14 protein-coding genes are annotated in these 22,499 nt (G+C 62.8%); 5 read left to right on the top strand and 9 right to left on the bottom strand.

The genetic code is table 11. The annotated features are described in order from the left end of the window. Nucleotides 1-218: 218 nt before the first annotated feature. From VFB05_RS28325 to VFB05_RS28295, 7 genes are all read right to left on the bottom strand, one after another. Nucleotides 219-1,550, bottom strand: coding sequence for an HlyD family type I secretion periplasmic adaptor subunit (locus VFB05_RS28325; protein WP_325018691.1), 1,332 nt, complete (start codon nt 1,548-1,550; stop codon nt 219-221). Then, a complete protein-coding gene (locus tag VFB05_RS28320) occupies nt 1,547-3,295 on the bottom strand; it encodes a type I secretion system permease/ATPase (RefSeq protein ID WP_325018689.1) in 1,749 nt (582 codons plus the stop codon). The genes VFB05_RS28325 and VFB05_RS28320 overlap by 4 nt, the downstream gene beginning before the upstream one ends. 230 nt (nt 3,296-3,525) lie before the next feature. Then, nucleotides 3,526-3,795 (bottom strand): GlsB/YeaQ/YmgE family stress response membrane protein, encoded by a 270-nt coding sequence (locus tag VFB05_RS28315; protein ID WP_325018688.1) that lies wholly within the window; start codon nt 3,793-3,795, stop codon nt 3,526-3,528. Between the two features lie 144 nt (nt 3,796-3,939). Further along, nucleotides 3,940-5,352: an amidase gene (locus VFB05_RS28310; protein ID WP_325018686.1), complete on the bottom strand. Its 1,413-nt coding sequence runs from the start codon at nt 5,350-5,352 to the stop codon at nt 3,940-3,942. Beyond that, nucleotides 5,349-5,546, bottom strand: coding sequence for a hypothetical protein (locus VFB05_RS28305; RefSeq protein WP_325018684.1), 198 nt, complete (start codon nt 5,544-5,546; stop codon nt 5,349-5,351). Before VFB05_RS28305 ends, VFB05_RS28310 begins: the two co-directional genes overlap by 4 nt. Before the next feature lie 47 nt (nt 5,547-5,593). Next, a complete protein-coding gene (locus VFB05_RS28300) occupies nt 5,594-7,822 on the bottom strand; it encodes an adenylate/guanylate cyclase domain-containing protein (protein ID WP_325018682.1) in 2,229 nt (742 codons plus the stop codon). 102 nt (nt 7,823-7,924) lie between these two features. Further along, nucleotides 7,925-15,763, bottom strand: coding sequence for a hypothetical protein (locus VFB05_RS28295; RefSeq protein WP_325018680.1), 7,839 nt, complete (start codon nt 15,761-15,763; stop codon nt 7,925-7,927). On the opposite strand from VFB05_RS28295, the gene VFB05_RS28290 reads away from it, so the two are divergent. Beyond that, the gene (locus tag VFB05_RS28290) at nt 15,752-16,006 is read left to right on the top strand and encodes a hypothetical protein (protein ID WP_325018678.1); all 255 of its coding nucleotides are present in this window, start codon (nt 15,752-15,754) and stop codon (nt 16,004-16,006) included. The genes VFB05_RS28295 and VFB05_RS28290 overlap by 12 nt on opposite strands. Before the next feature lie 535 nt (nt 16,007-16,541). Beyond that, complete coding sequence (locus VFB05_RS28285; protein ID WP_325018675.1) at nt 16,542-17,321, top strand: transglutaminase-like cysteine peptidase; 780 nt, start codon at nt 16,542-16,544, stop codon at nt 17,319-17,321. A gap of 69 nt (nt 17,322-17,390) precedes the next feature. On the opposite strand, the gene VFB05_RS28280 is transcribed toward VFB05_RS28285, so the two are convergent. Further along, complete coding sequence (locus VFB05_RS28280; RefSeq protein WP_414643332.1) at nt 17,391-17,636, bottom strand: hypothetical protein; 246 nt, start codon at nt 17,634-17,636, stop codon at nt 17,391-17,393. A gap of 245 nt (nt 17,637-17,881) precedes the next feature. On the opposite strand from VFB05_RS28280, the gene VFB05_RS28275 reads away from it, so the two are divergent. The 3 genes from VFB05_RS28275 (at nt 17,882) to VFB05_RS28265 (ending at nt 21,385) form a co-directional block, all read left to right on the top strand. Then, entirely contained in the window at nt 17,882-18,994 is a 1,113-nt protein-coding gene (locus VFB05_RS28275) for a lysozyme inhibitor LprI family protein (protein ID WP_325018672.1), read from the top strand. 118 nt (nt 18,995-19,112) lie between these two features. Next, nucleotides 19,113-19,865: an ABC transporter ATP-binding protein gene (locus VFB05_RS28270; protein WP_325018670.1), complete on the top strand. Its 753-nt coding sequence runs from the start codon at nt 19,113-19,115 to the stop codon at nt 19,863-19,865. Next, nucleotides 19,862-21,385 carry a permease gene (locus VFB05_RS28265; protein ID WP_325018668.1) on the top strand — a complete coding sequence of 508 codons (1,524 nt, stop codon included), beginning with the start codon at nt 19,862-19,864 and terminating at the stop codon, nt 21,383-21,385. The genes VFB05_RS28270 and VFB05_RS28265 overlap by 4 nt, the downstream gene beginning before the upstream one ends. 69 nt (nt 21,386-21,454) lie before the next feature. Here the strand turns inward: VFB05_RS28265 and VFB05_RS28260 are convergent, their stop codons facing one another. Then, on the bottom strand, nt 21,455-22,453 hold the full coding sequence (locus tag VFB05_RS28260; protein ID WP_414643331.1) for an alpha/beta fold hydrolase: 999 nt from the start codon (nt 22,451-22,453) through the stop codon (nt 21,455-21,457). Nucleotides 22,454-22,499 lie beyond the last annotated feature (46 nt).

The raw sequence follows: 22,499 nt of genomic DNA, 5'->3' as shown, positions 1-22,499 counted from the left end.
CCATGCGACTGTTCGATCAGACAAAGCAAAAACGGAGACGCCCATGCCGGGACTACGACCTCGAGCGGCCAGGAATCCAACGGGCTATCTCCGCCTGCCCGCCACTATGACAGTGACAGCCATCGAGATACAGGAATCCATTTAGCCACGCGAATACTAGGAGAAATGGATTCCGGATTCGATGCTTTCGCATCGCTCCGGAATAACGGCTTCCGCCGTCACTTCTCCCGGAAAGCCCGCATCAACTGATCGCTGAGCGGCTTGATCAGATAAGACAGCAAAGTGCGCTCGCCGGTCTGCACGAACGCCTCGACCGGCATGCCGGGAATCAATTTGACGTCGCCAAGGCGCGCGACCTCTTCCGACGGCATTGAGACGCGGATCGTGTAATAGGATTGTCCGGTGCGCTGGTCGGTGGTGGTGTCAGGAGACACGCGGGTGACGATGCCGTTCAATTCCGGCGTGGTACGCTGGTTGAAGGCCGACAATCGCAGCAGCGTCTTCTGGCCAACCTGCAGCTTGTCGATATCCTGCGGATTGACCTTGGCTTCGACCTGAAGGTCGTCGGTCTGCGGCACGATCAGCATGATGGTGTCACCCGCGGTGATCACGCCGCCGACGGTGTGCACGGTGGATTGCAGCACCATGCCGTCCTGCGGCGCGCGAATATCGACCCGCCGCAACTGGTCTTCCGCCGTCACCTTGCGCTCGACCAGTTCGCCGATCTTGTCGTTGGCCTCGCGCAGGTCCTTGGACACGTCGCTGACCATGTCCTTGTCGACCTGGATGATCTGCAACTCGGTTTCGGTGATTTTGCCCTTGGCCTGGGCGCGCTGCGCAACGTACTGCGCGCGTTCGCCGGCAAGCCTCGCCGCATCGCGTTCGAGCGTCGTCAGGCGGCTGAGCTGCACCAGATGCTTCTCGTAGAGATCGCGAACGCCGGAGAGTTCCGTCTCGACCAAACCGATTTCCTTGTCCTTCGCCGCCTCCTGCGCGGTCAGGCCGGAGATTTCCTCGTTCAACTGAACGATGCGCTCGCGAAACTGCGCCTTCTGGCCGGCGCGGCCGTTGACGCGCACCTCGAACAGCTTGGTTTCGTTGGCCATGATCTCCTTGACGTCGGGATCGCTGGCGCGATCGGTCAGCATCTTCGGAAACACGATCTTGTCGAGGCCACGCTGCTCGGCCTCGAGCCGCGCCGCGCGCGCCCACAGGCCATCGAGATTCTTGGTGACGATCGCAAGGTTGGCTTTGGTGACGGTATCGTCGAGCCGGACCACAATGTCGCCGGCCTTGACGACGTCGCCGTCATGGGCACGCACCTCGCCGACGACGCCGCCGGTCGGGTGCTGCACCTTCTTGACGTTGGATTCGACGACGATCGAGCCCTGCGCAATCAAGGCGCCGGAAATTTGCGCGGTCGAGGCCCAGCCGCCGAGACCGCCCGCCAGCAGGATGACTACGGTCAAGCCGACAATCAAATGCCGCCGGATCGAGGGGCGCGCGCCCTTCTCCTGAAGATCCGTCAGGGCTTTTTGAAGGTCCTTCATGGCTTGGCGACGCCTCCTTCCGAGACGATTTTGATCGGCGACGGCGAGGCCACGCGCGGCTGCAATACCTGCGCCAACACGGTTTCCTTCGGACCGAAGGCCTGCACGCGGCCGTCCTTCAGCACCAGCAACTGATCGACCGCCTCGATCCCGATCGGCCGATGCGCAACCACCACCACGATGGCGCCGCGTTCGCGCGCGGCACGGACGGCGCGCGTCAGCGCTTCATCGCCCTCCGTATCGAGATTGGAATTCGGTTCATCCAGCACAATGAGGAAAGGGTTGCCGTAAAGCGCGCGCGCCAGCGCCACGCGCTGCGCCTGTCCGGCCGAAAGCGCGGTTCCCTGCTCGCCGACCGGGGTGTCGTAACCTTCGCGCATCTTGATGATCATTTCGTGGACGCCGGCTTCCTTGGCGGCCGCGATGATGCCGTCGGACGTGGCATCGGGATCGAAGCGGCAGATATTCTGCGCAACCGAGCCTGCGAACAATTCGACGTCCTGCGGCAGATAGCCGATGTAGCGGCCGAGCACGTCCGAGGACCACTGGTCGAGCGCGGCGCCATCGATCCGCACCTTGCCGCGCGCCGGCTGCCACACGCCGACCAACGCGCGTACCAGCGAGGATTTGCCCGAGCCGCTCGGCCCGATGATGCCAAGTCCGTTTCCGGCGGAAAGCGTAAACGTAACGTCCTGAACGATCAGGCGCTGGTCGCCGGGCGGCACGATGCTGATGGCTTCGACCGACACGCGGCTGGACGGCGCTTGCAGCAAGGTCGGCGTGGGACGGGCGGGGATCGTGTCCAGGAGCTTGTTCAGGCGATGCCAGCTCTGACGCGCGGCGATGAAGCTCTTCCAATGGGCGATCGCGAGATCGACCGGCGCAAGTGCGCGCGCGCTCAGGATCGACCCCGCAATGATGATGCCGGCGGTCGCTTCCTGATGAATCACGAGATAGGCGCCGACCGCAAGCACGGCCGATTGCAGCATCATCCGCAGGACCTTGGCGATCGACCCCAGCCCGCCGGAGACGTCGCTGGCGCGCTGGTTGCCATCGAGGTAATTCTGGTTGGCCTCGGACCAGCGCCGGCTAAGGCGACCGGACATGCCCATTGCCACCAGCACTTCGGCGTTGCGCCGGCTGCTTGCTGCCAGATCGTTGCGCCGCGCCGCGAGACCCAGCGCCTGGCGCGCCGGCGCGCGCGACAAAAATTCGGTCGTGAGCGTGAGCGCCACCAGGATGACCGCACCGACCAGCGCAGTGACGCCGATCAGCCAATGGAAGGCAAAGCAGATCGCAAGGTAGAACGGCAGCCACGGCAGGTCGAAGAAAGCGCCCGGCCCCATGCCGCCGAGAAAACTGCGCACATTGTCGAGATCGCGCAGCGGCTGAAGACCCTCATTGCGGCTGCCGACGGTCAGCGGCAAGCGGACGACGATGTCGAACACGCGCGCGTTGAGGGCTTCATCGAGCGAGGTTCCGACGCGGCCGAGAATGCGTCCCCGGATCAGGTCGAGGATTCCTTGCGCCATGTAGAGGAAGGCTGCCAGGATGATCAGGCCGATCAGGGTCGGGACGCTGCGGCTCGGCAGCACCCGGTCGTAGACCTCCAGCATGAACAGCGACCCGGTCAGATAGAGCAGGTTGATCATGCAGCTCATGATGCCGACGCCGATGAAAGCAGTGCGGCAGGCGCGCAGCGCTTCACCGAGTTCGGAACGCCGGACACCGGGAGCGGCTGCCATTATCCTGATCTCTTCTAGCCAAGGGGATGGCGAACCAGCTCAGTGGTTCGCAGGCGCATTATTACCGATTATCGCTAATACCGTCTAATGAAGTCGCATTAACCTAAATGCTTGCCACCCAACGATTTTTCACCGTGGACCCACGACGCCATCTCTCCTTTTAGTCGCGCAAGAAGGTCGGAAGTCCAGGGCCGGCCGGCTCGGCCAGCCCTGTTCCGTTTCCGTGAGCATTACAAGCGCCCGCCGCTCCGAATCAACCTCACGACCAGCAGCAGGATGATGGCGCCGATCGCCGAATAGATGATCTCCGAAATCAGGCCACCGCCGATGTGAATGCCAAGCCTTGGGAAAAGCCAGCTGGCGATGAAGGCACCGATAATGCCGATAACGATGTCCCCGATGATGCCGAAGCCGGCGCCACGCACGATCTTCCCAGCCAGCCAGCCCGCGACCAGACCGACGAACAGAATGACGATGAGACTTTCACCCGATATGTACATAAGGTCCCCCTGATGACGCGCGACGTCCTCCCCGCGCTGCCGACGAATCTAGCCATTATTGGCTGACGTGACCATGCCAATTTCAATCTTGACGGGGCCGAGAGCCGAACGATCGGCGGAAGCGGCTTGGCAAGCTCGCGATCGTCACGGCAGTTGCGGCAGACTTTCGTGAAAATCAGTCGCGCGCTGGAACGCCGCACCGATCCGCAGCAGGGTCGCCTCGTCGAACGAGCGGCCGATCAGTTGCAAGCCCACCGGAAGGCCCTTGCGGGTAAAGCCCGATGGAACAGACAGCGCCGGCAGGCCGAGATAGTTGATCGGACGGGTGAAGCGCGTCAGCCGCTGCAGCACGGCGGCGGCGTCCGGTCCGTTGCCGACGTCGCTTTCGGCGATGGTCGGCGCGGGCACAGGCGACACCGGTGCGATCACGGCATCCACTTTCGCCGTCGCCGCGTTATGCGCGGCGAGCGCCGGACCGCGCCAACGCATGGCTTCGAGATAGGTGATGGCGGAGATCGCGAGCCCATTCTGAAGCCGCATCAGGACCTGCGCACCATAATCCTGCGGCCGCTCGATCATCCAGCGCTTGTGGAAGGCGGCCGCCTCCACGGCGAGCACGAGTTGCGCGGCGCCGGAGAGCTGGCGCTGATCGGGCAAGTCGACCTGCACAACATTGGCGCCTTCGCGCTTGAGCGTTGCGATCGTGGCGTCGAGGACGCTAGCCACGTCCGCGTCGAGATCGTCAACGTAGAAAGCGCTGGGCACCCCGATCGTGACCCCTTTCATCGACTGCGCCGTGGCCGCGGCATAATCCGGCACAGGCAGAGTGCTCGCGGTCGGATCGGCGGGGTCGGCGCTCGCCATCAGGCCGAGCAGCACCGCGCAATCTTCCGCGGTGCGGGCGAGCGGCCCGACGGTGTCGAGCGATTGCGACAACGGCATCGCGCCGGCGCGGCTCACGCGTCCCACGGTCGTCTTGAGCCCGGTCACACCGCAGAAATGCGCGGGCATGCGGATCGACCCGCCGGTGTCGGAGCCGAGTGCCGCGAATGTCAGCCGCGCCGCGACCGCGGAACCTGATCCCGACGACGAGCCTCCGGTGACGTGGTCGAGCGCGTAGGGATTATGCACCGGACCGAAATGCGCGTTGTGGCCGGTCGGGCCGTAGGCGAATTCCGCCATCTGCAGCGAGCCGAGGCGGATCGTGCCGGCGTCCTTCAATCGCTGCAACGCCGTCGATGTCGTGGTGGGAACGAAATCGCGGCGAATGCGCGAACCGCAAGTCACGACCCGGCCCGTCTCGTAATACATGTCCTTGTGCGCGAGCGGCACGCCATGCAACGCGCCGCGGCGACCGCCTTTGGCAAGCGCGCCGTCGGCGGCATCGGCCGCTTTCAGGGCGTCCTCCGCCTCGATCGCCATGAAGGCGTTCAGATGCGGCTGCCATCTCGCGATCCGGTCGAGACAGGATTGCGTCGCTTCGTGCGATGACATCCGCTTGTCCGCAATCGCGCTCGCGACTTCCGTCAGCGACATCAGGGCTGGTTCCGCGCTCATCGGGCCACCTTGTCGGTCTGAACGAGCACAAAGGTCGACGGCTCGAGATCGAAAGGAAGCGTACCGGCGATCGCCGCAAAACCGTCGAAGGCCGGCCCGATGGAATCGGCGATGCGCGCGGCGACGTCCTTGTCCACCGGAACGCCGGCGGCGCTTGCGATAGCGCCAATCTCCTTGTCCGAGGGTCTCGTCATGCGGATTTTCCTCCTTGTTGTTTTTTCGGCTAGTTGGCCGCGCCTGGCTACTTCGTCAGAAGCGCGAAAGCGCCGTTCCAGTCGTCGGGCGGCGGGTTCTTCTGATAATTGCGAATGCGCGACTCATAGAGCGTGTACAGATAACCGAGTGCCCCGGCCTCGTCGGTGCGACGGCCCCGATCGATCGATGCCAGCGCGCCCTCCCAGTCGCGGCTGCGATAGCAGGCGAGCATCTCGATCGTAAGGTTGCGTAAGGTCTGGAACTTGGCGGACTGCGCCACATCCTCTCGCCCGGCAATGGCGTAGATGACCTCCGGCTCCTTCTTTCCCTTCACCATGATGAAGTCGAGCTCGAGGATGGCGAACTTGTCCTTGGCCGCAATCGCCGTCCTCGAACCGGCGATGATCGGAAAGCCATACTCCTTGGATTGCCCCTCAAGCCGCGAGGCGAGATTGACGCTGTCGCCCAGCACCGAATAGTCGAAGCGCAAATTCGACCCCATGTTGCCGACGACGCAAACGCCGGTGTTCAGGCCGACGCCGACATTGATCGGAATGTAAGCGCGGCCGCTTTCCCGCGCCTCGATCTCGCGCTCCTTGTTGAGGGCATCGATCTTCTCCAGCATGTCGAGCGCCGCGTTGCAGGCGTTGACCTGATGATCGTTGTCGTCGATCGGCGCATTCCAGAACGCCATGATCGCATCGCCCATATATTTGTCGATGGTCCCCTTGCGCGCCAGAATGGCGTCGGTGAGCGGTGTCAGGAAGCGGTTCATCAGCGCCGTCAGGCCCTGCGGATCGTGCTTGTAGGATTCCGAAATCGAGGTGAAGCCGCGAACGTCGGAGAACATGATCGTCATCTCGCGCTCTTCGCCGCCGAGCTTCAGCTTTTCCGGCGATTGCGCCAGCTGCTCGACCAGGGCCGGTGAGATGTACTGGCCGAAGGCCGAGCGGATCTGACGGCGTTGCGCCTGCTCGCGCACGAAGCTTGCGAAAATCAAGGTGAGGTAGATCGCGGTGGTCGACAGCAGCGGATAGGTGAAATCGATCAGAAGCCGCTGCTCTTTGTAGAAATACCAGGATGTGCCGATCAGCACGGTGGCGAACAACGCGCCGACGCCGACCAGCGTCACCGGCCCCAGATTCGGCGTGAACATGATGACGAGAATTCCGAGAATGAACGCGCCGAGAAGTTCGACCCCCAGCCCGTAATTGGGCTGCGACAGCACCGCGTGGGTGAGCGCGGCCTCCAGCACCTGGGCATGGATCTCGACGCCAGGGAGCGCGCTCGATACCGGCGTGGTCTTGATGTCGTTCAACGCAACCGCCCCGGTGCCGATCAGGACCAGCTTGCCCCTGATCTTCTCGACCGGCGCGCTGTTATCGAGAATGCTGGCCGCCGACACGTAGATCGACGGATCGTGACGCGCGAAATGCACCCAGAGCTCACCATACTTGTCGGTCGGAACATCCAGTCCTCTTACGCCGACGGTCTTGATGCCGTTTCGGTCGTATTTGGTGATAACGGTCGAGGAGCCCGAGACGACCCGAAGCATTTCCAGGCTCAGCGCCGGCATCGGCTTACCCTGCGCCAGCAACATCATCGGCACGCGGCGGATGATGCCGTCCCGTTCGGGCACGATCGTCAGAAGACCACGGCCGGCGGCAACCTTCTCGAGCGCCGGAACGTTGCGCAGCAGGCCAGGAAACTCGAAAAAGCGCGGCTCCGCTCCCTCCCCGACGGTCCCAACTCCGGTGAAGGGAAGGTCCTTGTCGATTTCAGACACCACCGTATCGAGCCCGGTCTCACCAAGCACGACCCGCGTTCGCCTGACGGCATCGGCAAGAATTTGATCGTTGCTCGGCAGTTCGCGCAGCTTGGTGCGGGTCGTCTCATCCAGATAACGCATGGTCTTGGCCGCGATGTCCGGATTGAGCCGGTCGGGTTCGGAAAACACCACGTCGAAGGCGATGGCAACCGCGCCGAGATTGGCGAGGTTGATGACCATGTCGGCCATATAAGTCCGAGGCCACGGCCATTGTCCGAACTTCTTGAGGCTTGGCTCGTCGATATCGACGATGGTGACCGGGCGCGCGGTCTTCACACGAGGATCGAAGCGCTGGTAGAAATCGAAAACCCTGACCCGAAGCTCCTCGATCGGCGCGAAATCGGCAACGCGCAGCGCAGCGATGCCGATCAGCAAGGCAAGGCAGATCAGCCGCGAATAGCCGAATCGTCGTCCAAACCAGCGCCGGAGGATTTTGAGCTTCTTCATGCCGTTTCGATATCACGACATGCGGAATTGATCACGAATCTTGTTGCGGCGACCGGGCGCCGCGCAGCAGACGGCGTCCGCGCCCTGCGCGCGAGGCCTGGCCTAGACGACGTGGAAATCGCTGGCGTGCAGTTGCGTCTTGGAAACGCCATTCAAGATGATGCTGTCATGGGCGTCGATGGCGATGACCGAATTGCCGTGACCGTCATCATGCGCTGCGTTCAGGATGGCCTGGACGTTCGCGAACATGGAGCTGGAGACCTGGATCGTGTCGGCAACCGGATCGAAGTTCGCAATCGTGGAATGGCCGACGCCGGCAAAGTTGAAGACGAAATTGTCGCTCGCTCCGGAGCCGCTCAAGGTCTGGTCCGCCCCGCTCGCAACGATCGTATTGGCCGCCGTCGAGCTATCCACCGGCGGATCGACGATCAACGTGCCCCCGCTGCCATCGCTCTCGACGGTGAAGTTCGCCAGCTGGTAGCTGCCGGTGAAGTTGATGCTGTCGAGCACCTGTCCGTTCGCATCGTGCAGGGTCAGCGTTCCGCCCGTGCCAGCGGCATTTTCAGTGTAGGTCGTCTTGTCCGTCGCGACATTGGCGAAATCGACGTCGGTCACGTCGATCAGGTCGGAATTCGCGATCGTGCCGTCACCGGCAAAGCCGACGATTGTTCCGGTGAAATCATGAGAGTCGTTGAGCAGAAGCTCACCGGTATTGCCGCTGCTGTTCGTAAAGTCGATGGTCGCCGAGGTTGCCGCCGAGACCCCAAGCACCTGGTTGCTGTCGACCGTCACCGTGCCTGTCGTTGCGGGATCGTCGAGTAGCGTATGACCCGAGCTATCCTCCGTAATTTCGAAGTCGCCAGACGTACCCGACACCGCGAGAGAGACGTGATCTCCGCTGCCGTTGGTGACGGTGACGTGGCCGCTGGCAAAGCTGACATGCATACGGCCGGTCCATGCCAAATCCAGCAAATCGACGTGATTTTCTTGACTCTCGGTAGGAGCCTCGACGAGACCCGCGATCGTGCCCTGGAATCCATGGGAATCATCGAGGGTGAGCAGCCCCGCGCCATTCGACTGCTCGAACGTCACGGTCTCACCCGCCGAGACCGAACCGGTGATCTCAACATGCCCGCCTGCGGAGATGTCGATCGCGCCCGTCGAACCCGTCGTGTTCGTGACGTTTCCGGTGATCTTGACAAACGAGGATACGCCGTTGGCTTCGATCGTTCCGTTATTGACGACATTGCCGTCGATATCGAGCTCGGAGCCAGCCGAAGCTTCCAGGATACCGCCGGAGTTGTTCGTGACGCCGGTCGCGATGACGAGCGCATGTGTTCCCGTCGCGTCGATTGTCCCGCTGTTGATCAGCGTCAGGTTGCTGTCGCCGATGGTGCCCGCACCGGCGATCGTATCGGAATTGGTCAGCGTGGCCGCCGAACCGTCACTGACAATGAAGTTGTCGACATGACCGGTCGTGTCGGCAACGTCCGACATCGTAACGGCGCCGCCACCGGACAGCGAGACGCTGCCGGAAATCTCAAGCTGCGTGGTGTGACCGGACGAGCTAAGCGCGATCGTACCGGCATCGGTGATCGTGCCGGACAGGTCCAGCGCCGTGTGGTCGGCTACCGTGACGGTGGTGCCGTGAGAGATCGTTACGCCGTTGAATGTGTCCAAACCGCTGCCGACCGTCGTGATCGTCCCGCTGCCGCCAAGCGTGCCGGAGTCGAGGGTCGAGCTCACCAGATGGACCGCGCCGCCGTTCGCGTCGATCTCGCCGTTGTTGGTAATGATCCCGGTCAGCTCAAGCACGCCGACGGTCGCCGTCACCAGGGTACCGAGCTCCAGGGTGAGGCCGTTCAGCGTGCTGCTGCTATTGCCGGTCGCCGTCGAGAACTTGCCGCTCAGATTACCATTGTTGACGATGGCGTTGACGAGATCGACAAGGCCGCTTCCCGCCGACTCCAGTGTGCCGCCGGCGTTGGTGACCGTCGTGCCCGACAACGTCAGTGCGGCGCCGTCCGCTTTCACAGTTCCGGTATTGACGAAGCTGAAGGTGTTGTTGATGGAGCTGGCGGAGGTGACATCGATGGTGCCGAGGTTGTCGACGATGCCGCCATTGATCGAGGAGCCGCTCAGCGTCAGCAGTCCCTGACTGTCGACCTGAATGGTGCCATTGGTCGTGGTCAGGCCAACGGTGACGCTGTTGGTGACGGTTTCGCCGGAGAGCACCAGATCCGCCTTGCCGTCCACTTCGATCGTGCCTTTATTGGTGAAAGGCGCCGGGTCGATCGTGAGCTTGCCGCTGACGACGTTGATATGGCCGGGATTGTTGATCGTCGCACCGCTGATAGAGCTGGTGCCTTCCGAATCCAGGATACCCGCCACGTCAATCGTGCCGCCCGACAGCGTCGCGCCGTTCAGCGTGACGGTATCGTCGATCGTCACGGTGCCGGTCTCGCTGAAGCTGCCCGACAGGGTCAAATCGTCCAGCGTCACCGTGCCGAAGGCCTGCGTACCGCTTGCGACTGTGAGGCCGCCGCCGGTGCCGGTACCACCAATCGTACCCGAGAAACTGGTCGACGCCTTCGTCAAGGTCAGCGTCGCTGCGCCGAGATCGACAGTGCCATTGCCCGACAGAGTCACAATGGAGGCGCCAGACGTCGCCGAGATATCGAACGTGCCGTTGTCGATGACATCGCTGGAGTCGGAGATCGAGCCGGTGCTCGACAGCGCGAGGGTCTCGCCAGAACCGATGGTCGTGACGCCGCTATAGGTGTTGGCGCCGCCCAGCGTCTCGGTGCCGGTGCCATCGACCGTCAACCCGCCGGTGCCGGTGATCGCTCCCGAGAATGACGTCGACCCATTCGTGAGGGTCAATGTGTGCGCGCCCAGCTTGACGGTGCCATTCCCCGACAGCGTGACAATCGAAGCGTCCGTCGCCGAGATATCGAACGTGCCGTTGTCGACGACGTCGCTGGAGTCCGCGATCGAGCCCGTGCTCGACAGCGCCAGCGTCTCGCCCGAACCGATGGTCGTCACGCCGCTATAGGTGTTGGTGCCGCCCAGCGTCTCGGTGGTGCCGGCGCCGTCGACCGTCAGCCCGCCGGTGCCGTCGATTGCACCGGAGAACGTCGTCGAGCCATTCGTCAAAGTGAGCGTCTTGCTGCCGAGATCGACAGTGCCATTGCCCGACAGCGTCACAATCGAGGCGCCCGAAGTCGCCGTGATGTCGAAGGTACCGTTGTCGACGACATCACTGGAGTCCGCGATCGAACCCGTGCTCGACAGCGCCAGCGTCTCGCCCGAACCGATGGTCGTCACGCCGCTATAGGTGTTGGTGCCGCCCAGCGTCTCGGTGGTGCCGGTGCCGTCGACCGTCAACCCTCCGGTGCCGTTGATGATGCCGCCGAACGTGGTCGAGCCCTTGGTCAGCGTCAGTGTCCTGTTGCCGAGATCGACGGCGCCATTGCCCGACAGCGTCACAATCGAAGCGCCAGGCGTCGCCGAGATATCGAACGTGCCGTTGTCGATGACATCGCTGGAGTCCGCGATCGAACCCGTGCTTGACAGCGCCAGCGTCTCGCCCGAACCGATGGTCGTCACGCCGCTATAGATGTTGGTGCCGCCCAGCGTCTCGGTGGTGCTGGTGCCGTCGACCGTCAGCCCGCCGGTGCCGTTGATTGCGCCCGAGAACGTCGTCGAGCCGTTCGTCAAAGTGAGCGTCTTGCTGCCGAGATCGACAGTGCCATTGCCCGACAGCGTCACAATCGAGGCGCCCGAAGTCGCCGTGATGTCGAAGGTACCGTTGTCGACGACATCGCTGGAGTCCGCGATCGAACCCGTGCTCGACAGTGCCAGCGTGCTGCCACTGTCAATCGTGGTCTCACCGGTATAGGTGTTGACGCCCGACAAGGTCAGCGTGCCGCCGCTCGACTCAACGGTACCAGAGCCAGTGATAACCGAGCCGATCGCTCCATGTCCGACGATCGCGCCGGTATCGTCGATGGTGCCGCCTGAGATGGAGGCGCCGTTCAGCGTCACGGTCTCGTCGATCGTCAGCGTGTCGGCATTGGTGATGCTGCCCGACAACTTCACGTCGTCCAGCGTGACCCCGGAGAAGGTCAGCGCTCCGCCGGTAACCGTGACATTGCCGCCGCCATCAATCGTGGCGTTCGTGATTTCGCTCGACGAACTGACCAACAAGGTGCCGGCGTCGTCAATCGTGCCGCCAAGAATTGAGGTGTTGTCCGTCAGCGTGAGCGTGACCGACGCGTCGATGATCAACTCACCGTTGTTGGTGACGGTGAGATCGTCGAAAGTGGCGCCGCCGGTCTTGATCTCGACGACCCCGTTCTCGCCGCTGCCCGGATGGTGGATCAGCAGGTCGCCGCCCGTGATCGCCGTGCCGCCATCAAGCACAAGCGTGACAGTGGTCGTTTCGGGGCCGGTGTCGACCTGGATCGTTCCAGAGTTCGCAACATTGACGCCGTCCAGCGCCGCCCCGCTTGAGCTCTCGATGTCGAGCGTGCTGCCGACGGCGATCGTCATGTCGCCGTAGGAGATCGACGTACCGTCGAGCAGGGTCAGGATCGAGCCGCCGATCGTATGGACGCCGATCTCGATCGTGCTCGCCAGGTCGCCGCTGATGCCGGTCGCAATGACGCCGTCCAGCGTCGACCCGGGTGCGCTTTCGACATCGAGCGTGCTGCCGCCGCCAATCGTCAGGTTGCCGTTTGCGACCGAGGTGCCTCCTTCGAGCGTCAGCGTCGCCGGGCCTGAGAGGCCGATTGCGATGGTGCTGGCCGCGACCGAAAGCGATGCATCCGCATTGGTGCCGGCGACGGTGGCGTGATCCAGCGTCGCACCGAGCGCGCTTTCGACATCGAGCATGCTGCCGCCGCCAATCGTCAGATTGCCCTTCGTAATCGTGGTGCCGTCGTCCAGCAGCAAGGACGCCGCACCCAAGGTCCCGACCTCGATCTCGCCAATCGACGCGTCCGACGATTCACCCTTGATTGCCTTGATCTCAGTAACCGTCACGCCATCGAGTGTGGCGCCCGGACCATGCGTTCCGGCTTCAATATCGAGCGTGCCGGCATTCGTCAGATTGCCATTCTTGATTGAGGTCCCATCGTCCAGCACCAGGGTCGCAGCGCCCGAGAGGCCGACCTCGATGGTGCTTGCCGTCACCGAAAGCGCTGCATTTGCATCGGTGCCAGTGACCGTCACGCCATCCAGCGTCGCACCCGGACCGGTCGTTCCGGCTTCCGCATCGAGCGTACTGCCGCCGGCAATCTTCAGCTCGCCATTGATGATGGTGGTGCCGTCGTCGACCAGCAGAGTCGTCGCGGCCCCCGAAGTGCCGACCTCGATCTTGCTTGGCTTGTCTGACGTTTCCCCCCTGACGCCGTTGGGGCTGACGCCAGTCACGGTCACGCCATCGAGCGTGGCACCGGGACCAGTCGTTCCGGCTTCAACATCGAGCGTGCTGTTTGCGGCAATTGTCATATTGCCGTTCGTAATCGTGGTGCCATCGTCGAGCAGCAACGTCGCCGGGCCTGAGAGGCCGATTGCGATGGTGCTCGGATCGCTCGAGCCCGTCACCGCGACACCATCGAGCGTCGCACCCGGACCAAGCGTTCCGGCTTCGATATCGAGCACGCTGCTCGCGGCAATCGTCATGTTGCCGCTGGCGATCGACGTCCCGTCGAGCAGAGTGAGGGTCGAGCCGCCCTCCGTGGTGACACCGATCTCGATCAGGCTTGCCGAGACACCGCTGGTCCCGACGACCGTCACGCCATCGAGTGTCGCTCCGCCTCCGCTCTCCACGTCGAGCGTGCTGCCACCGGCAATCGTCATCTCGCCGCCGCTGATCGACGCGCCGTCCTTCATCGTCAGGGTCGAGCCGCCAGGCGTGAGGGCTCCGATCGCGATCCCGCTCTGCAGGAAGCCGCTGGTGGCGGTCACCGCGACGCCGTCGAGCGTAGCCCCAGCTGCGGTCTCGATATCGAGCACGCTGCTGGCGCCAAGCGTGATGGCGCCGTGGTCGATCGTCGCCCCATCCGACAGCGTCAGCTTGGCGAAGTCGTCGATCTGCAGGGTCCCGCCCTTGTTGGCGATATCGACCTCGACATTGAGCGTGCTGCCGGCGACTTCGATCGTGCCGGAATTGGTGATCTGGCTTTCGTCCTTGAAGTCGCCGCCCTGCTGCAGCGTCAGATGTGCCAGAGGACCGGAATTCTGCAGCACGCTGTGCTGCAGGATTTCGGCGATGCCGCCAACGCTGATGGTGCCGAAATTCTTGAGGATCGAGTCGGCGTTCAAATGAAGGCCGCCGCTGCCGATCGTGAGCTTGTTGAAGTTGTCGAGCTCCGGGGCAAGGCTCCCCAGATCGTCCATGGTGACGGAATCGGCGAACGCAGCCGGGTCGCCTTCGCCGATCGTGACCGGGTAAAACGGGGTCCCGCTCTTCGTCGGATCGGTGACGATGATGACGTCGTCGCTTGCGGTCGGAGCCGCGCCGGTCAGCCAGTTCGCCCCGGTCGCCCAGTCGCCAGGCGAAGGCGACGCAATTTCCTTGGTCTCGCTCCAGATTTCGGCGGCGCTCTTGATCGTGATCGTGATCGGTGCCGTGAGGGTCTCGTCGTGCGGCGCGTAGTTGTTGTCGACCGTGGCGTTATAGTTCAGCGTCAGCGTGGCGCCCGCGGGCAGGAAACTGAGCGCGCTGGCGGGAATGCTGTAGGTCCAGCTATCAACCCCGTTATTGCCGGTGCTGGAATTGACGGCGAGCGCCAGCGCAGCGTTGATCTCTGCGAGTTCCGCCGCGGTCACCGTGCCGCTGATATCTTTTCCGAGCGCATTCGTGAGGGTAAAGGAAATGAAGTGCGTCGAAACCGTCGGACGATCGGTGGCGTTGATGTCAGCGAATGTGATCGTGCCGGACACGGTATCCTGTCCGGTCGCGGCGGCACCGGCACGCTGAATGATGATGCCGTTGGTCGTCTGAATGGTCAGCCCGTTGGGAACGTGAGGGATAATGTCCGGCGATCCACCGGGAGCGCCATTGGAGCCCGTCCCCTGGCTCGTGATCGTGACCGAGACCGGCGCGAGGAGGCCAACGTCCAGCTTGAACGGCCCGAACGCGTTGGTCGGGACAATCGAGTCGGTGAAATGCTCGATCGACTTGGTGTTCGAGCTGTCGGAGAACTTCAGCGCGAACACATCGGTGATGAGCTTTTGCAGCTCCGGCGACAGCGGAGCCAGTGTCTGGCTCATGACCCCGTTCGAGATGTTGATCTGCATCCCGGCCTGGTCGACGACGGCCAGCGGGGTAAGTGTCTGTTTGTCGAACAGGATGTACGAACCAGTCGTGCCGTCGGGCTCGACCAGAACCTGGAATTTTGCGTCGGGCGCGGCCCCGGGCACCGAGAAGTCGATCTCGACCAGCACGGCGGTGCCGCGGATGCCCATGGTCGCAACCGGGGTATCGACCTTCATGTCGCCGTGCTTCGCCGTCTCGCCGGCGACGAAGGTGATGGTGCCGGCCACAAGGCTCAGCAGCGACGAGTTGCTCGACCCGTTGGGGTCGTAGACCATCTCGTTCAGCACCATGCGCGCATTCGACGACAGGCCGAACACCGTTCCGTCGATGAAGGTGATGCCGAGTGTTGAATCCGATCCGGACGCCACCACGTCGCCCTTTTCGACGTTGTCGCCGTTGTTGAGGATGATCGAGACGCCGTTGCGGGTCGCGGTTGCGCTGCCGACCAGCTTGGTCACATGGCCGATGACCTTGTGAGCGTCGGTGCTGTTGTCGGCCTGCGCGTATTGCACCTCGCCGGCGAGCGCGGTGACGATATCGCCGGTAAGATGGGCGCCGTCGGGCGAAGCGATCGAGGCGCGATGCACGCCCTTGAAGTAGTCATGCAAGACCACTTCACGGCCTTCGCCGGAAAGAACGAGGTCAACACCGGAGCGCTTGAACTCTGCGTTGAAAAGCAATTGCGCGTCGGAAACGACGACCGCATCCGATGGGACGTGAGTGGCGTGGACTGTTTCGGAAAAAAGGTGAGCGCTTGGGTGCTGGCCCAGAGCGTCGGAAACCTTGGCATCGAATTTGCCGAAGTAATTCACCTGGTCACCGCAATGGTTAATAAATATATAATTTCAATGGTCTAAGCTTCCTTATCATCAGTGGGCGGTTCGCGAAACCATCTCCTGCTTGCAAAAGAGTTTTCCAAACCCCGCGGGCATGGATTTTCGACGGGACTTCGCCCCGATTTTCCCAGATGAAGGACACTATAGATTTTGAGCCCCACAGCATTTGATATGTATTCGATGGCAAAATCAGCCAAATTTTCGATCTTCCTAGTATAGATTTTTAGAATCTATACTGGTTACAGCCTTTTAGGGCCTCACATGGCAGAATAGTGGACCAATTCCAGTTCCCTGACTGTGAGCTGGATTACAAAGCCGGCAACTTTCATCAAATTAGCTATATCAGACAGAAGTCTTCCGACGGTGCCATAAGGTTCACTTCCGTAGCATTTTCACAACACCGGTAAGGCGCCCTTCAGCCTGTTTGGGACATTCCCGCGGCGCGCACGCGGCCCTTAAGCAAAAAACAGCGTCCACCACCCATCATCGTTCGCAAAACGACCCGGTCACCCGCGCCAGAAGGTGCTGGCGATGCCCGGGCGGATGGGGTGTCAAAATGGGTTACTTCCGCAACGGGCATGCCTGGCGTGCCATCATTCTTGCCTGGGCCCTGATGTGGCTCGGGCCTGCAGCCAACCTCAATGCGGGCACGTTGATTTCGCCGGGTATGCTGGACGGGATTCGCAAATCGGCCGAACCGTTTGGGCTGTTTGCGACCAGATTGTCCGCCGGCGGCCTTGCGGAAAAATGGAGTGGCCTCGAGCGCAAGCTCGACGACGACATGGTGCAGCTTGCGCTCTGTGATGGCGATCGCGAACGCTGCGTCTCGCCGGCCGCCCTGCAATTGCTTGCCATCGTGGATTCAGCCCGGGCCCGCGAAGGCCGCGCCCGGTTCGGCGAGATCAATCGCGCGATCAACCTTGCGATCAAGGCGACCAGCGACTTGGCCCAATATGGTCAGATCGACGTCTGGAGCCCGCCGCTCGACACCTTTGCCACCGGCGCCGGCGATTGCGAGGACTACGCTATTGCTAAGCTCGCCGCACTGCGAATGGCCGGCGTATCGCGCGACGACCTCCGGCTCGTGGTCCTGCGCGATCTGACGCGAGGCGAGGATCATGCGGTGGTGTCGGCGCGGCTCGACGGCCATTGGCTGACGCTGGACAACCGGCGCATGACGATGATCGAGGATATCGACATCCGCAATCACCGTCCCCTCTTTGTCATCGATGACAGCGGCGTCATGCGTTACGAGACGCAGGGCGCGCTCGCGAGTGCTGCAAGCGAGGTCGCAGCTCCCGTTATCGCGGTGAGCCTCGCTTCAAAATCCAATTGAATCCAGCAAATGCCGCCTCGGCGCGAAACGCCGTGGCCAGGCCTTGATTGCCGAAAAACTGCCAGCCACTCACTGGTGCTGATGTTTTTCGAGGCAATCATTGATGAAGTTGACACGGTCCCTGCGCAGCACCTTGGCGTCATCAGCCTTTTTCGAGCACTGGTATAGCGCGAGCTGTTCTGCGCGGCGCTTCTCGGCCGCCTCGCGATATTCCGGCGCAACCGTGTTCGGATCGACGAGTTTCTGGGCGCGCGCGCCCGGCGATAGCGCAAGGGCCAATATGAGGCCCAGCTGTAAAACATAACCGATGAACAATCTGCGCGCTGCCGCGCCAAGGCGAAACGTCATGGCTTCAAATCTCGTCTTCAATAAAGGCGCATCCAACCGTTGCGAGGATGCTGGTCCCATGGCTCATCAATAAATCACGGTATCATTGGCTGCGGCCGGCATCAATTGACGCATGTCCCGCGGCCAGCTGCCTCAATAATTTCGTTTCGCCTCGGCAGCCGAAAAGCTACGATGGGCTAGTGTGGCGGAAGCTTTTCCGTTCGGGGGATCGGATGCGTAGCTTGATGGGGCTGACAATTGTGGCTGTCGGGTTAGGCCTGGCGCAGCCAGTGCATGCCGAGGCGGCTTCCAATCAATCGATCACCGATATCCTGCCGCTGTTCGCAAAGAACCATTGCGAAGACGTCAAAGTCCCGGCGGAGCAGCTTTTCTGCGGCGACGGCGAGCTCAACGCGAGCGGCGACCGACTGAGTCGCGCCATCGCCGAACGGTTGAACCGGCTTCCGAACCGGCGGCTGGCGATCGAGGAAAATGCCGAATGGATCAGAGACCGCAATTCCAGTTGCGGCATTCTTGGACGGCAGCCGATCAGGATCGACGACATCAAGGCGGTCAGGGACTGCCTGTTGAAAGAGACCGAGGAGCGGATCGCGATATTGACCGATCCGAATTTCGACTGTCTCGCCGTGCACACGACGGCCGGCCTTTTGATTTGCAGCGATCCGACCCTGGCGCTGGCCAAGGAGGAGCTGAATGAGAAGGTGATGGCGGTCATCGCCCGGCTCAAGGACGATGACGAACGGGACGCGTTTGAGGAATTCGAACGGTGGACCAGAGAGCGCGATCGCAAGTGCGGCCTGGACAACAAGGACAACGTTCCGCTGGCGGAGCTTTCCTCCTCCGAGGGCTGCCTCTCCGAATATTTCGCTCGGAGGATCGCCGAGGTCACTGCAGCCAAAGGCGACTCGAAAAAATTGTTCGGAAGACAGCATCCATCACCGGCGCCGAATGCGGATGCGGTCGACCTCTGTGTCGCGCAAATTCATTCGGCAGGCTCGTGCGGCAACTTCATCGCCGTGAACCGGGTCTCTCAGGTGCGGGGCAACGAGACCAACGACGGCGCGGAAGTCACCAGCGCAATCGAGATGGTGGTTCTTTCGCCTTTCACCGCCTGCAGCCCGATCGCGTCGGGATGTACGGGCACCTGCTGGGATCTGAAAGCGGGCCGGCCGAAATCGGTGCCCGGCAGCCATGAGCAATTCCAGGTCGGCTATCGCGTGCGCATCGAAAAATCGTTTGCCTTTCAGAAGAAAGACGATGGCTGGCACTGCAGCGCAACGACCATGCAGCCGGTGGAAGTCGGCCTCGCCCTCAGCGGCCCCTAAAGAACGATCCGTTCTTGCCCCCAGTTTTAGTCACACAATTTTGGTTCCCCGATTCACCGCGCCGCAACGGTTTTTGGTCCATGGTCGTTAGTAGTTGTAACCAGGATCATCCGGCGTCATGGCCCCCACTCAATCGGCCCTCGAGCTGCGAGGGTTAACAAAGCGTTTTGACCGCCCGGCCGTGGATCGCCTGGATCTCACCGTTCGAACCGGCGAGTTCTACGCTTTGCTCGGCCCGAACGGTGCCGGCAAGACCACGACATTGCGCATGGTGGCTGGCCTGTTGCGGCCCGATGCCGGGTCCGTCTCGGTCACGGGCATCGACGCGCTGAGCGATCCGGTCGCGGCCAAGCAGGTGACGGCCTGGGTGTCGGACGAGCCGATGATCTACGACAAGCTGACGCCGCTGGAATATCTCGAATTCGTCGCGGGCCTCTGGGCGATCGAGCCCTCCTTCGCGGAAGCCTCCGCCCGCGAGCTGCTGGTCTCGCTCGGGCTTGAAGCGAACATGCACGAACGCTGTGAGGGATTTTCCAAGGGCATGCGCCAGAAGGTCGCGCTGGCCGGCGCGCTGGTGCACGATCCGCGCCTCATCATTCTCGACGAGCCGCTGACCGGTCTCGACGCCGTCTCCGCCCGCCACGTCAAGGGCCTGCTCGGCGAGCGCGTGCGCGGCGGGTGCACCGTCATCATGACGACGCATATTCTGGAAGTGGCTGAGCGCATGGCCGACCGCATCGGCGTGATCTCTTCGGGGAAACTTGTCGCCGAGGGCACGCTCGCTGAACTGCGGCAACAGAATGGTCGAGGCGATACCAGCCTCGAAGACATGTTCATCGCGCTGGTCGACCACGAGGCGGCAGCGGCATGACCACGGCCGCATTAAGCTGGTTCGCGCGCCACGAAATCCGTCTCGCCTGGCGCGAATGGCTCGCGATGATGACGGGCGGACGCCGCGGGCGTCGCCGCGCCATGATCGTCGGTCTTCTGGTCTTCGGAGTCTTGCTGCACATACCGGCCTACGCCGTGATCGGACGCTATGCCACGCTCCATGCCCCGCTCGACAAGCAGACGCTGATCGTCGTCACGGCGACCATCCTTTTGGCCTGGGCGTTGATGCTGTCGCAGGCGATCGAATCGGTGACGCGGGTATTTTATGCGCGCGCCGATCTCGACCTCATCATGTCGTCGCCGGTCGCCCTCACGCGTGTTTTTTCGATCCGGCTTGCCTCGATTGCGCTGTCGGTCACCGCCATGGCGATGCTGCTCGCAACGCCGTTCGTCGATGTTCTAATGTTCGGCGGCGGTCTCCGCTGGCTCGCCGTCTATGGCGTGGTCATCGCGATCGGGCTTTCTGCCGCGGCGATTGCAATCGCCGTGACCATTCTCCTGTTCCGGACGATCGGCCCGCAACGCACGCGGCTGGTCGCCCAGATTGTTGCTGCTGTGATCGGCGCCGGCTTTGTCATCGCGCTGCAGATTGCTGCGATCCTGTCCTACGGCACGCTGTCCCGCTTTGCGGTTCTGACGTCGGACGCGACCGCGGCGTTTGCGCCGGGACCCGACAGCATGCTGTGGTGGCCTGCGCGCGCGGCGTTCGGCGATGGCGAAGCGCTTTCGCTCCTGCTCGCCACCGGACTTCTGTTGCTCGGGGTCGTCATGGCGAGCCTCTCGGCGGGATTTGCCGACACCGCCGCGCGCGCCTCGGCCGGGACCGCATCTGCCCGCCGCGCCTCTCGCGCCCGTTCGTTCCGGACCGGATCGCGGCAGCAGGCGTTACGGCGGAAGGAACTGGTTCTGCTCGGCCGCGACCCGTGGCTGCTGTCGCAAAGCCTGATGCAGCTGCTCTACCTCGTGCCGCCTGCTGTGTTGCTGTGGCGGAGCTTCAGCGACTCGTCGATCGGCATCGTGCTGATCACGCCTGTCATCGTGATGGCGGCGGGACAACTCGCCGGCGGCCTTGGATGGCTGACCATTTCCGGCGAAGACGCGCCCGACCTCGTCAGGACGTCGCCACTGCCGCCCTCAAGCCTGATCCGTGCCAAGATCGAGGTGGTGCTGCTTGTGATCGGAGCGCTGTTCGCGCCGCTCGTCCTTGCGTTGATGTTTGCTTCACCTGAACAAGCGGCCGTCACGGCGGCGGGCGTCGCCGTCGCGGCGGCTTCCGCGACCGCGATCCAGCTCTGGTTCCGTGTGCAGGCCCGCCGCAGCCAATTCCGCCGCCGCCAGACATCGTCGCGGCTCGCAACGTTCGCCGAGGCTTTTTCGTCGATCGGATGGGCCGCGACGTCGGCGCTGGCGCTGTCAATTCCGCACGCCGCGCTGGTCTCGGGACTAATGACGGCAGCCATTCTGGCCGCAACCTGGAAGCTTAGCCCGCAGCGAGATTAGATAGCGTTTTCGAGCGAAGTGGGCACCGGTTCGCGTGAAGAAAACGCGTCAATAGAAAAAGCGCGTTGCTTACGCCTTGATCACATCCATCACCGCTGCCGCAAACGCTTCCGGCTCTTCCTGCGGAAGATTGTGTCCGGCATGCGGGATGATGCGATGGTCGAGACGGCGGCTGAACTTCGCCGCATGCGCCGTGCCGTCGATAGCGGGATTGACGCCGTCTGCCTCGCCGTCGAGCGTGATCGTGGGTACCGTGATGACAGGCTGCGCCGCCAGCCTGCGCTCCAGATCGGCATAGCGCGGATCGCCGTCAGCGAGGCCATAGCGGTGGCGATAGCTGTGGATCACGACATCGACATAATCAGGATTGTCGAACGCCATGGCGGTCCGATCGAAGGTCGCATCGTCGAAATGCCAGTTCGGCGACCACTGTTGCCACAAGATCCTGGCGATCTCGCGCCGGTTGGCGGCAAGACCGGCGCGGCCGCGCTCGATCTGGAAATAATACTGATACCAGTAAGCGAGCTCGCGCGGAGGCTTCGCTGGGGCCATGGCGTGCGCGATATCCTGGATCAGATAGCCGTTCACGCTCACGAGACCCGCGCAGCGATCGGGCCATAGCGCCGCGCCAACGCAGGCCGCTCGGCCGCCCCAATCATAGCCGGCAAAAACCGCGCGCTTGATGCCAAGCGCGTCGATCAGCGCGAGCAGGTCGGCGCCGACTGCGGCCTGCTCGCCCGAGCGCGGCGTTTTGGAATCCAGAAAGCGGGTCGCCCCGTAGCCGCGCACGTAGGGCACGATCACGCGACAGCCTTTGGCGGCGAGCATTGGCGCCACGTCGACATAGGAGTGAATGTCGTAAGGGAAGCCGTGCAGCAGCACCGCGACCGGACCGTCCGAAGGCCCGTCCTCGTGATAGGAAATATTGAGCACGCCCGCGTCGATCGAGCGCAGCGGCTCCAAGCGGCGTGAGGCGGCCGCGCGCGCTTTTGAAAACTCCATCGCAAAACCTCCGGTAACGGCGGCCGCAAACATCAAGAGACGACGGCGGTCGATCGGTTCTCGCACTCGTGCTCCGGGATCGGCGCTTAACTCTGCGCCCGCATGAAGTCTA

It is taken from the genome of Bradyrhizobium sp. (assembly GCF_035652035.1).
Lineage (GTDB): Bacteria > Pseudomonadota > Alphaproteobacteria > Rhizobiales > Xanthobacteraceae > Bradyrhizobium.
Note: the sequence above shows the minus strand (reverse complement) of the source record. Positions and strands in the feature narration are given on the sequence as shown.

Excerpts from the sequence above, each read along its gene's own strand:
- VFB05_RS28325 (WP_325018691.1), bottom strand. The coding sequence starts at position 1,550 with ATGAAGGACCTTCAAAAAGCCCTGACGGATCTTCAGGAGAAGGGCGCG.
- VFB05_RS28320 (WP_325018689.1), bottom strand. The coding sequence starts at position 3,295 with ATGGCAGCCGCTCCCGGTGTCCGGCGTTCCGAACTCGGTGAAGCGCTG.
- VFB05_RS28315 (WP_325018688.1), bottom strand. The coding sequence starts at position 3,795 with ATGTACATATCGGGTGAAAGTCTCATCGTCATTCTGTTCGTCGGTCTG.
- VFB05_RS28310 (WP_325018686.1), bottom strand. The coding sequence starts at position 5,352 with ATGAGCGCGGAACCAGCCCTGATGTCGCTGACGGAAGTCGCGAGCGCG.
- VFB05_RS28305 (WP_325018684.1), bottom strand. The coding sequence starts at position 5,546 with ATGACGAGACCCTCGGACAAGGAGATTGGCGCTATCGCAAGCGCCGCC.
- VFB05_RS28300 (WP_325018682.1), bottom strand. The coding sequence starts at position 7,822 with ATGAAGAAGCTCAAAATCCTCCGGCGCTGGTTTGGACGACGATTCGGC.
- VFB05_RS28290 (WP_325018678.1), top strand. The coding sequence starts at position 15,752 with ATGCAAGACCACTTCACGGCCTTCGCCGGAAAGAACGAGGTCAACACC.
- VFB05_RS28285 (WP_325018675.1), top strand. The coding sequence starts at position 16,542 with ATGGGTTACTTCCGCAACGGGCATGCCTGGCGTGCCATCATTCTTGCC.
- VFB05_RS28275 (WP_325018672.1), top strand. The coding sequence starts at position 17,882 with ATGCGTAGCTTGATGGGGCTGACAATTGTGGCTGTCGGGTTAGGCCTG.
- VFB05_RS28270 (WP_325018670.1), top strand. The coding sequence starts at position 19,113 with ATGGCCCCCACTCAATCGGCCCTCGAGCTGCGAGGGTTAACAAAGCGT.
- VFB05_RS28265 (WP_325018668.1), top strand. The coding sequence starts at position 19,862 with ATGACCACGGCCGCATTAAGCTGGTTCGCGCGCCACGAAATCCGTCTC.